This is a genomic window from Turicibacter sp. GALT-G1 (assembly GCF_025594995.1).
GTDB classification, from domain to species: Bacteria; Bacillota_I; Bacilli_A; order MOL361; family Turicibacteraceae; genus Turicibacter; species Turicibacter bilis.
The window spans coordinates 33,311-46,209 of the sequence record NZ_JAMQUS010000054.1 but is presented as its reverse complement, the minus strand read 5'-3'; the positions used below and the strand labels follow the sequence as shown (position 1 = coordinate 46,209).

Sequence of the window (12,899 nt, the reverse complement as noted above, 5' to 3'; positions counted from 1 at the left end):
ACCACCTTATTGTTACTTACAAACGCTCGCTCCTGCTTCATAAGATGGAAGCAAGTTCGCACGATAGAACGCCATATGTTCCTCATATGTTTCAAAGAAATGTGTTTTTCCATCGACACAGTTAAACATATCAGCAATAAAGTAAAGATATTTATGCTCTTCGGGCTGTAAAACTGCCTCAATGGCATCGAGTGTTGGACTACTTACAGGCCCAATTGGAATCCCTTGCGTCACGTAGGTATTATATGGAGAATCAACACGTGTCATTGCTTCTGTTACACGAACAGAATGATCACCTAATGCATATAACACGGTCATATCACTTTGTAAATACATGCCTGAATTGATACGATTAAAGAAAACCCCAGCGACAGTTGGCATTTCTTCTGTACGTTGAGTCTCTCCTTCCACAACAGACGCTAATGCCATGACTTGATGAATACTTAATGAACTTTTCTCAAATAAATCACGCAATGGATTTAACTTACGCTCAGTAAGATTTAATAACTCATGCGTTAATTCATCTACCGTATAAATATCATCAACAAAGGCATAGGTAATCGGGTAAATATACCCTTCTAGTGGATATTTAATGCCTTCCTGTAAAACATCCTCCGTTAAAAACCAATACTCATCAATTAAAGTTCTTACATAACTAGGATTTTTCCATTCCATTAATAAATCCTCAGCTGTCAATCCTACTAAGGGTGACATCACGGCTGCAATGTATTCTAAATCATAACCTTCTGGAATTGTCACTTTAACCATATCAGGTTCCATGACATCTCCCGTTTCAAACTTTTGATACATTTCTTCTAATGTTAACGATGGGGATAAGGCATATTCTCCGGCTTGAATATGAGACCAATCGTTTAGGCGGACAATTAAATCTGCCATTTTAGGATGTTTAATTAAACCAAGTTCAGCTAATTGTTGATTCACTCTCTTAGTCGTTGTTCCAGGTTCAATTTTATAATTCATTACCGTTTCATCCTGTGAATCAACGGGTTTTAAGGTTGAATCATATAAATAATATCCATACCCTCCTACTGCTATTACGATAAGTAGGATTAGTCCCATGATAAGACTTGCAATTTTCCTCATCTATCTTCACCTCTAAAATAAACAGTGCAAAAACGAACCCGTAGGTCCGCCCTTGCACTGTTGTTTATGAATTATTCTTCACCTTCAGCTTCTTCATCTGCTAAGAATGTATTGATCACTTCTTCGATCATATCCCACTCAGCATCTGTTTCAACTGGAAGTAATTCTCCACCTTCATTGTTATTGCTTGGAACGTAAGCAGAAACGTGTAAATCCACATTTCCATCTTCGTCTTCATGTTCAGCACCCGCTGGGTAATAAACAACATATGATTTATTATAATCATCTGAATCAAATGTGAATAAGATCTCACATAATAATTCATTTCCGTTTTCATCGATTACTGTTAATTGATTTTCATCTAACATAGTTAACACCTCTTACTGTAGTTTACACGAATGAACGTGCTTGGCTTGAATCTAAATAACTTTGCAAAATAATCGTTGCTGCCATTTTATCAACGACTTTTTTACGTTTATTACGGCTAACATCTGCTTGGATTAAAACGCGTTCCACTTGCATCGTGGTTAAACGTTCATCCCACAGAATGACCTTAACATTTGTCGCTTCTTCTAATTTCTTAGCGAAATCTTGCGTCACTTGACCGCGTTCTCCAATTGATCCATTCATGTTTTTTGGCAATCCTAAAACAATTTTTGAAACGTGCTGTGTTTTGACTAGTTGTTGAACGTGTTGAATTGCTTTTTTATAATGATTCTCTTCAAAACGGAACGTTTCGACTCCATGAGCCATCATTCCTAATGCATCACTGATTGCGATACCTAATGTACGTGTTCCTAAATCTAATCCGAGTGTTTTCATTTTTTCGACTCAATAAACTTTTCTAATAAAACTTCAATAATTTCATCACGTTCAATTTGTTGGATTTTATTGCGTGCCCCTTGATAGCTTGAAATATATGCTGGGTCTCCTGAAATCAAGTATCCAACGACTTGATTAATTGGGTTATATCCTTTTGTTTCTAATGCTTCGAAGACATCCGTTAAAATTAATTCAACTGTTTCATTTTGATTTAATTTATCTTGTAGGGCCTCGTCTAGCATCATAGTATGATTTGAGATCATGCAATTCACCACCCATAAATAGTCATTAACTTTATTTTACAATATTGTTAAAGGGATGAAAAGAATTATAAATTATTTTTTAACCATTCATCAACATTTTGAAGAGCTTCATTAATTTTGCTAGCGTCTTTTGCTCCGGCTTGGGCCATATCTGGACGTCCGCCTCCGCCTCCGCCACAAATACTTGCAACTTCTTTAACAATCTTACCAGCATGTACCCCTTGTTTCACGTAATCATTTGTTACACCACAAGAGATGGCTACTTTACCGTCTACTGCACTCGCTAAAACGATAACTGCTGACGTTAATTGTTGTTTGAATTCATCAATCATTTGACGTAAATGATTCATATCCACATCAACTAAGCTAGCTGTTAAGACAGTGAATCCATTCACTTCATGTGTATTATTGACAATTTCCTTCATTTTTAAATGCGATAATTTAGATTTTAATGATTCATTTTCGCGATGTGCTTCTTTTAATTCGTCTAACACACCCTCTACACGTTCTTCAAGTAAGGCTGGTTTTGTTTTTAATGTTTCAGCAACAGCTGCAAATCGGTTAATGAATGTATTCATATATTCAAAGGCTGCTTGACCTGTGACAGCTTCAATACGACGTGTTCCCGCTCCGATTCCTGATTCAGAAATAATTTTGAATAATCCGATTTCTGATGTGTTTGAAACATGGCATCCACCACATAACTCAATACTGTATTCTCCAGCTTTAACTACGCGGACTGTATCTCCGTATTTTTCACTGAATAATGCCATAGCTCCCATTGTTTTTGCTTCTTCGATTGATTTTTCGAACACTTCAACAGGAAGTGATGCCCAGATTTTTTCATTGACAATGGTTTCAATGCGTTGTAACTCTTCAGGCGTTAATCCTTGCATATTTGTAAAGTCAAAACGTAAACGCTCAGCTGATACTAATGATCCTGCTTGGTTCGCATGCTCTCCAATAACATCTTTTAATGCTTGATGTAAAAGGTGAGTCGCTGTATGGTTTTTCGTTAAAGCTAAACGTGCATTGACAGTCACTTGTGACGTTACTGCATCATTTAACGATAATGTTCCATTAACATTAACTGTATGTAAATGTTGACCATTAGGAGCTTTAATAACATCTAAAACTTCTACCGTTGCGTTTGTTGTTGTCATTAATCCTGTATCAGCCACTTGTCCTCCACTTTCAGCGTAGAATGGTGTGATATCTAAGATAACTTGTCCTTGACCCGTTAATGAATCAACCACTTCACCATCTTTTAATAATAAGATGACTTTTCCTGCTGTTGACAATTGCGTGTAACCAACAAATGTTGATTCTTCCTTGAAGTTCATTAATGCTTCATTTTGTGATTGCATACTTGCTACATCTTCACGAGCATTACGAGCACGTTCACGCTGAGCTTCCATTTCTGCATCAAATCCAGCTTTATCTACTGTAAATCCTGATTCTTCAGCATACTCTAATGTTAACTCATATGGGAATCCGTAAGTATCGTATAACATGAAAGCATCTTTACCGTTGATTGTTTTTGTTTCACTCTTAGCCATTAATTCAGTTAAGATTTTTTCACCATCAGCTAATGTTTGACGGAAACGATCTTCTTCTGACTTGATGACTTTTTGAACTAATTCAACTTTATCGCAAACGTATGGATAATAATCTTTCATGATGTCTGCTACAACCGGAACTAATTCATACATAAATGCACGGTCAATTCCTAAGTTTTTACCGTAACGAACGGCACGACGTAATAAACGACGTAAGACGTATCCACGACCTTCATTTGATAATAAAGCTCCATCTGCAACAGCAAATGTAACAGTACGTACGTGGTCAGCGATGACTTTGAAGGCAACTCCTGTTTCTTCTGTGTACTTCACTCCAGAAATTTCTTCAGTCTTTTTAATAATTGGCATGAATAAGTCTGTATCGAAGTTTGTTTCTACTCCTTGTAGCACACAAGCCATACGCTCTAGACCCATCCCAGTATCTATGTTTTGATTTGGAAGTAATGGATATTCACTACGTTCTAATCCTTCTTTAGAGTTAAATTGAGAGAAGACGATGTTCCAAATTTCGATATAACGATCATTTTCAATATCTTCTTCTAATAAACGAATTCCGATATTTTCTGGGTCGTATTTTGTTCCACGATCAAAGAAGATTTCCGTGTTTGGTCCACATGGTCCTTCTCCAATTTCCCAGAAGTTATATTCCAATTTAACAATGTGCTCAGGTTTAACCCCTAATTTAATCCATAAATCGTATGTTTCTTGGTCGTTTGGATAAATCGTTACGTATAATAAATCTTTATCGAATCCAAACCATTCTGGTGATGTTAATAATTCCCACCCCCAAGTAACAGCTTCTTCACGGAAGTAATCTCCGATTGAGAAGTTTCCTAACATTTCGAAGAACGTATGGTGACGAGCCGTCTTTCCTACATTTTCAATGTCATTCGTACGAATTGATTTTTGAGCATTTGTAATACGTGGATTGTTTGGAATTTCACGCCCATCAAAATATTTCTTTAAGGCAGCAACCCCACTGTTAATCCATAATAACGTTGGATCGTTTACTGGTACTAATGGTGCACCTGGTTCGATCATATGTCCTTTTGATTTAAAGAAATTTAAATACATTGATCGAATTTCTGAACCTGTCATGTATTTCATATTTTGTCACCTCTTTTGAAAAATGAGTATAAAAAAAGCCCTTACGAAATAAGGACGATTTGAACGCGGTACCACCTTAATTTTATTTTTTCGTTTGAAAAAATAACACTCGAAGGCAATAACGGCGCCAACCGATAGGTTTTACCTACACTCCAGAAGTAGCTTTCGAGTATTTTTCGTTAGGATTTATCTCAGCCTAGAAATCCCTCTCTGTGAAACTGCAAATCTCTACTTTCTTCTATCAACATTTTGTTATTCGACTCTATTTTATCGATTTTATCTCAGGGTTTCAAGCTTTTTTTTGGATTTCACCAAATAATTACGTGAAATCTGACTAAAATGAAGAAAAACTCTCCCACCAGGAGAGAGTTTTTTCTTAAAATGGCATCATATCATGAATACAATCTTGCCAACAATCCATTTGTCGGCGACATTTTCTCATTTGTCGCTGAAATTGTCTTCGATAATAGCGTGGATCATCATAATACATAAATGTTGCCACTAACGTAACAGCAAAGAATAAGAATAATACCATCTTCTTCATGTAGTTCACCTCACTTCAACATGATAGTCTTAGTTTGGGTGATTTCACTTTTTTTATGTCCGAATTCCGACAAAATTAGCAAATAACTATTCCTCCATAAAGTCGTATGGCGTTATCCCTTCCAATTGTTCTTCATCCAAATAATCAAATGGAATATGGTGCTCTTTAAAGTAATCAGCAAATGGATTTTCTTTTGGCACTTGTTCCTTCTGAAGATCAAAACGAAGTCTTAATGTCGTTTGACGTTCTTCGCCTTCATTTTTAACTCCTTTATCAAAGGCTAAATATTCACCAATGACAATCAATGATCTTTTAGCACGCGTAATTGCTGTATAAATGAGCTTTTTTTGAAGCATGACATGATAAGCATGCGTCATTGGTAAAATTACAATGGGATATTCTGATCCTTGTGATTTATGAACTGAGACACAGTAAGCGTGTGTTAAGTTTTGAAGATCACCTTTTTTATAGGTCACTTCTTTCGTATCAAAACAAGCAATCAGCTTTTCTTCTTTATCATCATTTTCATTTTTATAAGAAATCCCAATGACTTCTCCTACATCACCATTCATCACTCCCGTTTCTGGTTGATTGGCTAACTGTAAGACTTTATCACCAATTCGAAAAATACGTTGACCAAACGTCATTTCACGCTTATTTTGTTCATCAGGTGGATTGAAAATTTCTTGTAACATGACATTTAAACTATCAATCCCACAATCACCTCGATACATCGGAACTAGAACCTGAACCTCATTAGCCGTATACCCTTTGGAAATGGCATTTTCAACAATTTGCTTTAAATAAACAGGAATCTGTTGGTGTGTCGCTTCAACATATAAACGGTCAGGCTTTTTCACTCGTAAATCATCTGGAAGATGATTATTTTTCACCGCATGAGCTAAGGAAATAATGGATGAGTCTTGTGCCTGACGATGAACGGTTAATAATCTCGTTAGGGGAATAGCCCCACTTTCAATTAAATCTTTCAATACCTGTCCCGGCCCAACCGACGGTAACTGATTATCATCACCAACTAAAATAACTTGTGCGCCAGTTTTGATACTTTGAAAAAGCTGAAAAGCAAGTAGGGTATCAAGCATTGAACTTTCATCAATGATAATTAAGTCATAGTCAAGCTGAGAAAACTCATCATGCTGAAAAACACCATCTACGCCATAACCAAGTAAACGATGGATGGTTGAGGCCTTAAGTCCTGTCGTTTCTGTCATTCGTTTGGCAGCACGCCCAGTGGGGGCAGCTAAAGCAATTGGAAATGGCTTTTCAGAAGTAGCATATTTAGTGGGATCAAGTGAAAGGTGATGAAGTAAGCCGTAAGCTTTTAAAATCCCTTGAACAACGGTCGTTTTACCTGTTCCTGGTCCACCTGTAATGATACTAACTGGCTGTTTTAACGCCATTTTAATAGCCTCTTCTTGCTCAGGAGAATAAGTGATCGCCATTTCTTCCTTTAATTCGCTAATCGTATTTAAGACTTGCTCATCTTCTGCTTGAACTTCGGTTTGAAGCCTCATGATTGATTCAGCAATGCCCTTTTCACTATTCACAAGAAGCGGAATAAATAGAAAATCTCCTTCAATATAGATCTTTTTCTTTTGAATTAACGCTTGGATTTGACCTTCAATTTGAGCTAAGTCCAATAATTGATTCGACTTTTGATTTAAATATTGTAGAGCACTTTGAAGAAGCTGTTTATGATACACATACGTATGACCTTTTTGAATCGCAATTTGATCGATGACATAAAGTAAAGCTGCACGAATGCGTCTTGGGTCATCACTTGCAACCCCTAATCGTTTTGCCAGTTCATCAGCTTTAATAAAACCGATTCCCTCAATATCATCAATTAAACGATAAGGATTCTCTTGAATAATCTCAAGGGCCTGATACTGATATTTTTTAAAAATCTTCATGACTAATCGAGGGCTTAAATCGTAACCGTAAAGTGGTGCTAAAATTTGTTCCGTCCCTTGTTGATCAACTAACGTTGCATATAATTTATCGGCTAACTTCTTAGAAAGTTTCGGCACCTCATCTAACGCTTGACGATTTCTTAAAATGACATCAATCGCATTTTCTCCTAATGTCTCTACAATCTTTTCAGCTGTTTTTTGTCCAATTCCCTCAAAGATATCGCTACTCAAATAATGAACAAGTGACGATTTCCCACGAACCGTGACACTGTCATATGACGTCGCTTGAAATTGCCACCCGTATTTTGGATGTTGCGTCAAACTTCCATTAAAACGATACGTTTTATGAGACACTAATTTAGGAAAATAACCTGATACTGTAATTTTATGATGTTCTTCTTTATCATTTAACCCTAACGTATCAATCACTTTCTCATCCACGGATTTATATGCCAATTTTAGTTGTTCTTCGTTGCATTGGTACTCAGTCACTAAAACAGTTCCAATAGAGAAGCCATTGTCCTCATTAAAAAATATAGAATCTAAAAATATCCCTTGAATATAGTTGGCTTCTCCCATTAAATTCATCCTCTCTTAATACATGCGACGTTCTCCATCTTTAAAGGCTGCTTCGATACGTCCGCCACCTAAGCAAACGTCACCTAAATAAAAGACAGCTGCTTGCCCTGGTGTAACCGCGCGAACTGGATCTAACATACGAACCTTTAATGTCTCATCATCCATCCACTCTAATTCAACATTAACATCTGGTTGTCGGTAACGGAATTTCGCTGTACAAGTAAATGTTCCAGTAAATTTCTCACTTGGAATCCAGTTTACATTTGATACATGCGCTTCATCAGCATACACATACTCGTGATCAAACCCTTGACCAACATATAAAATGTTTTCTTTTAAGTTTTTCCCAATCACGAACCATGCATCACCTTTTCCACCAATTCCAAGACCTTTACGTTGACCAATCGTATAATACATTAATCCGATATGCTCACCCATGACTTCACCATCTAACGTTTGCATTTTTCCTGGTTGTGCTGGTAAGTAGTTTTGTAAGAATTGCGTAAAGTTACGCTCTCCAATGAAGCAAACTCCTGTTGAATCTTTCTTTTTCGCAGTTGCTAATTCCATCTTCTCTGCAATTTCACGAACTTCTGATTTTTGTAATTCACCAACTGGGAATAATGTTTTGCTTAATTGGGCTTGTGTCAACTGACTTAAGAAATAAGTTTGATCCTTATTATTATCTACGCCACGTAACATTTTCACTTCTTCCCCATGTTCAACACGCGCATAATGCCCCATAGCAATGTAGTCACACCCTAAATTCATGGCATAATCTAAGAAGGCTTTAAATTTAACTTCTTTATTACACATAATATCTGGATTTGGTGTACGTCCTGCTTTATATTCATCTAAGAAATACATAAACACACGATCCCAATATTCTTGAACAAAATCCACACGATGAAGTTTGATTCCTAATTGATCAGCAACAGCTTTGGCATCCATATAATCCACTTCTTGTGGACAAACATCATCATTCACGGTTGGATTTCCTAAAATATCTGAGTTAGCAGCGCTATCCCAATTTCGCATGAACACACCCTCTACATCGTAGCCTTGTTCTTTTAATAAGTAAGCAGCGACTGAAGAGTCCACACCACCTGACATCCCAACGATGACTTTTTTTCCTTTATTTAAACTCATTTATTGAACCTCCAATATTCTTATATATATATATCTTTATCGTCTAACAGACGGCATCATTTTCAAGCAAGTTTACTATAGTATCGTGCATGGACATGATGTTCTATTCTTTATTATAAGCAAAAACGACTGGATAAGCAATGCTTGACGATTTTCGACCACTTTTAATCAAAAAAAAGACAGTTTAAACTGTCTTTTCTTTTTTTAACGTTTTCCTTTATCGTATGGCTCACCCGCAGCTTTTGGTCCAACAATGTTGCGACTAAAGATCATTAAGGCAACAAGTGTCATCACATATGGTAACGCATTATAGAATTCCATTGGAATTTCAAGTGATTTTAATGTATCGTTAATTAAAGCTAATTGTCCTAATGTCTTCATAAATCCGAAGAAGAATGAAGCAAATAAAACTGACCATGGATTCCATTTACCGAAGATTAAAGCGGCTAATGCTAAGAATCCAAGACCGGCTACTGATCCATTAAACTCATTCGATGTCGTAACAATAATAATTGCTCCTCCAAGACCGGCTAAGAATCCTGAAGCTAATACACCAATGTAACGCATTTTATAAACATTGATTCCCATTGAATCAGCTGCTTGAGGATGCTCCCCACAAGCACGTAAACGTAAACCAAATGATGTTTTAAAAACAATATACCATGTTAAGATAACTAATCCTAAAACGATGAATGTTGTTAAATACATTTTACTAAAGAATAATGGCCCAATGACAGGAATATTAGATAAAACTGGCGCATCAAAGCGAGAAACACCTTTAACGATACTAATATTTTGTGATCCTGTTAACGTACGAGCTAAGAAGATCGTTACAGCAGGTGCTAATAAGTTAATGGCTGTCCCTGAAATAACTTGATCGGCCTTTAAATTAATACTTGCATAGGCATGAAGTAATGAGAAGGCACAACCGGCCACTCCTCCTAATAAAATTCCGATCCAAATAATCGAATCATTTCCAGCATAAAATTGATTAATAAATAAGGCTGTTGTAAAGCTTCCGACAATCATTAATCCTTCAAGACCAATGTTGACAACCCCACTACGCTCACTAAATAAACCACCTAATGCCGTCACTAACATAGGTGCTGTGAAGGCTAAGGCATAAGGCATCATTGAAACAATAAAATCCCACATTATTTCGCACCTCCATCTTTTTTCTTAGGAGCTACTTTTTTAAAGAAGCTTTGGATTAATAAAGCAATTGCTGAGAAGTAAATAATTGTTGAAATAATAATATCAATTAATTCACTTGGGATATTTGACATAGCTTGCATGAATGCTCCCCCAACCTTCATAAATCCAAATAACGCTGCTGATAAGAACACTCCGATTGGTGTATTTAAACCAAGTAATGCAACGGCAATTCCATCAAAACCTTGTGCTGGTAAAACCCCAACCTTAATATGGTTTGTATATCCTACATAGAATGTTGCTCCTGCAAGACCTGCTAATACACCGGCAATAATCATTGAAAGAATAATATTACGTGTTACTTTCATCCCTGCATATTGAGCGGCATCTTGATTATATCCAACGGCTTTTAGCTCATAACCAAATGTTGTTTTCTCTAAAATAAACCAAACAATAAAACATGCAATAATGGCAAGGATTAACCCTAAGTTAACCGCTGACCCACTAAAGAATGAAGTCATCCATTCTGTTTTTAATGACGCCGTTTCTAAAATAGTCGCTGACTCAGTTGAATACTTACCAGGAATTAATACTTTAACCGCGTATTGTACACCCCAAAGCGCAATATAGTTCATCATGATTGAAGTAACAACCTCATGAATTTTAAACTTTGCTTTTAAAAGACCTGGAACAATCGCCCAAACCCCACCAGCAATCATCGCACCAATCACCGCGACCGGTAAGTGAATAAAACGTGGTAAATCAAGAGTTGCCCCTAAATAGACCGCCATAAATCCACCGACTAACATTTGACCTGTGACCCCGATATTAAATAAGCCTGTTCTAAAGGCAAATGCTACAGAAAGACCTGTTAAAACCAATGGTGTCATTTGTAATAACCCATTACCAAATTGTTTAAAGTTTCCTGATAAAATCCCTTTAAATCCACCTTGGAATAAATAAGTGAATCCTTCAACTGGATTATATCCTAATAGGAATAAAACAACAAATCCAACCATAAATCCAAGAACTACTGAAGCAAAAGGTGATAATTTCTTTTGAACAGCATCATCTGATAAATTAAACTTAAATTTCTTCATTACTGCTCACCTCTTTCGCGACCGGCACCAGCCATTAACAATCCAATTTCTTGTTCATTCGTTTTAGCTGTTTCAAGGATTCCAACAATCTCTCCTTCATAAATAACAGCAATACGGTCTGAAACATTTAAAATCTCATCTAATTCTAAGGAAATTAATAAGACTCCACGACCTTTATCGCGTTCTGCAATTAATTCACGATGAACATATTCAATCGCACCAACATCAAGTCCACGTGTTGGTTGAGCAGCAATTAATAATTTTGGTGAACGAACAACTTCACGACCGATAATCGCCTTTTGTTGATTACCACCAGACATACTACGTGTTGTAGTGATACTTCCTTGACCACTGCGAACATCAAAACGTTCGATTAATGTTTCTGATTGCTCACGAATCGCCTTACGGTTTAAAACTCCACCTTTACTGAATGGTTGTTGATAGTATGTTTGTAAAATGAAGTTATCTTCTAATGAATACTCTAAGACTAATCCATGTTTATGACGATCTTCTGGAATATGACCGATTCCTGCTTCTGTACGCTGACGAACTGACATTTTACTAATATCTTTACCATTTAATTTAACTACTCCGCTATCTGCTGGTTTTAATCCTGTAATAGCTTCAATTAATTCGGTTTGCCCATTTCCTTCAATTCCAGCAACCCCTAAGATTTCACCTTCACGCAATGTCAATGATAAATTCTTAAGCGCCTCAACACCGCGAGCATTTTTCACACATAAATTTTCAACTTCAAGAATTGGAGCCCCTACTTTAGCTTCTTCTTTGTCTAATTTAAATGTAACTTTACGTCCAACCATTAAATCAGCTAAATCTTGTTCTGATACTTCATCAACGACAACCGTTCCAATTCCCTTACCTTTACGGATAATCGTACAATGTTTAGCAACAGCTTTAATTTCTTTTAATTTATGGGTGATAATAATGATTGATTTTCCTTCAGCTGTTAATTGCTTCATGATTTGCATTAAATGCTCAATTTCTTGAGGTGTTAAAACAGCTGTTGGCTCATCGAAAATTAAAATTTCAGCATCACGATATAACATTTTTAAGATTTCAACACGTTGCTGCATCCCAACTGAGATATCCTCAATTTTCGCATATGGATCAACGTGCAGGTTGTAACGATCTGATAATTCAGCGACGCGTTTTGCGGCCTTTTTAATATCAACGCGACCTCCAAATAGTTTGGGTTCACTTCCTAAAATGATATTTTCAGTAACAGTAAAGTTGTGAACTAATTTAAAGTGTTGGTGCACCATCCCAATTCCAAGTTCCGTTGCAACGTTCGGATCGGTAATTTTCACTTCTTTCCCGCGAACCTTGATGCATCCACCATCTGGTTTATAAAGCCCGAATAATACACTCATTAACGTCGACTTTCCAGCACCATTTTCTCCTAAAAGGGCATGAATTTCTCCTGGCTCGACTTGCAACGTAATATTATCGTTGGCTTTAATCCCTGGAAACTCTTTTGTAATATTGAGCATCTCAATAACGTATTCCATAGCGTTACCCCTTTCTACAATTAGTGTAATGTCCTC

At 36.6% G+C, this 12,899-nt stretch carries 11 protein-coding genes and 1 other annotated feature; all 11 genes read right to left on the bottom strand.

What is annotated here, in order from left to right; all coding sequences use genetic code 11:
- Window positions 1-12 precede the first annotated feature (12 nt).
- The 11 genes from mltG to NEH74_RS09555 all read right to left on the bottom strand — a co-directional run bounded on the left by mltG (window position 13) and on the right by NEH74_RS09555 (window position 12,863).
- Window positions 13-1,104 carry an endolytic transglycosylase MltG gene (gene mltG / locus NEH74_RS09605; RefSeq protein WP_055304711.1) on the bottom strand — a complete coding sequence of 364 codons (1,092 nt, stop codon included), beginning with the start codon at window positions 1,102-1,104 and terminating at the stop codon, window positions 13-15.
- A gap of 71 nt (window positions 1,105-1,175) precedes the next feature.
- On the bottom strand, window positions 1,176-1,472 hold the full coding sequence (locus NEH74_RS09600; protein WP_055276518.1) for a DUF1292 domain-containing protein: 297 nt from the start codon (window positions 1,470-1,472) through the stop codon (window positions 1,176-1,178).
- 22 nt (window positions 1,473-1,494) lie between these two features.
- Window positions 1,495-1,926, bottom strand: coding sequence for a Holliday junction resolvase RuvX (ruvX, locus tag NEH74_RS09595; RefSeq protein WP_055243228.1), 432 nt, complete (start codon window positions 1,924-1,926; stop codon window positions 1,495-1,497).
- Window positions 1,923-2,171, bottom strand: a complete 249-nt coding sequence (locus tag NEH74_RS09590; protein WP_411039971.1) for an IreB family regulatory phosphoprotein — start codon at window positions 2,169-2,171, stop codon at window positions 1,923-1,925. The genes ruvX and NEH74_RS09590 overlap by 4 nt, the downstream gene beginning before the upstream one ends.
- An 83-nt stretch (window positions 2,172-2,254) precedes the next feature.
- A complete protein-coding gene (gene alaS / locus NEH74_RS09585; protein ID WP_055304709.1) occupies window positions 2,255-4,876 on the bottom strand; it encodes an alanine--tRNA ligase in 2,622 nt (873 codons plus the stop codon).
- A 47-nt stretch (window positions 4,877-4,923) separates the two neighbouring features.
- Window positions 4,924-5,130 (bottom strand) — a binding site (T-box leader).
- A 122-nt stretch (window positions 5,131-5,252) separates the two neighbouring features.
- A complete protein-coding gene (locus NEH74_RS09580; RefSeq protein WP_172676250.1) occupies window positions 5,253-5,420 on the bottom strand; it encodes a hypothetical protein in 168 nt (55 codons plus the stop codon).
- An 86-nt stretch (window positions 5,421-5,506) separates the two neighbouring features.
- Window positions 5,507-7,933 carry an ATP-dependent RecD-like DNA helicase gene (locus NEH74_RS09575; protein ID WP_262941324.1) on the bottom strand — a complete coding sequence of 809 codons (2,427 nt, stop codon included), beginning with the start codon at window positions 7,931-7,933 and terminating at the stop codon, window positions 5,507-5,509.
- 15 nt (window positions 7,934-7,948) lie between these two features.
- Entirely contained in the window at window positions 7,949-9,082 is a 1,134-nt protein-coding gene (gene mnmA, locus NEH74_RS09570) for a tRNA 2-thiouridine(34) synthase MnmA (protein WP_055304705.1), read from the bottom strand.
- Window positions 9,083-9,286: 204 nt separating this feature from the next.
- A complete protein-coding gene (locus NEH74_RS09565) occupies window positions 9,287-10,237 on the bottom strand; it encodes an ABC transporter permease (protein ID WP_055243233.1) in 951 nt (316 codons plus the stop codon).
- Window positions 10,237-11,334 carry an ABC transporter permease gene (locus NEH74_RS09560; RefSeq protein WP_055304703.1) on the bottom strand — a complete coding sequence of 366 codons (1,098 nt, stop codon included), beginning with the start codon at window positions 11,332-11,334 and terminating at the stop codon, window positions 10,237-10,239. The genes NEH74_RS09565 and NEH74_RS09560 overlap by 1 nt, the downstream gene beginning before the upstream one ends.
- Window positions 11,334-12,863 carry an ABC transporter ATP-binding protein gene (locus NEH74_RS09555; protein ID WP_055276529.1) on the bottom strand — a complete coding sequence of 510 codons (1,530 nt, stop codon included), beginning with the start codon at window positions 12,861-12,863 and terminating at the stop codon, window positions 11,334-11,336. Before NEH74_RS09555 ends, NEH74_RS09560 begins: the two co-directional genes overlap by 1 nt.
- Window positions 12,864-12,899: the final 36 nt, after the last annotated feature.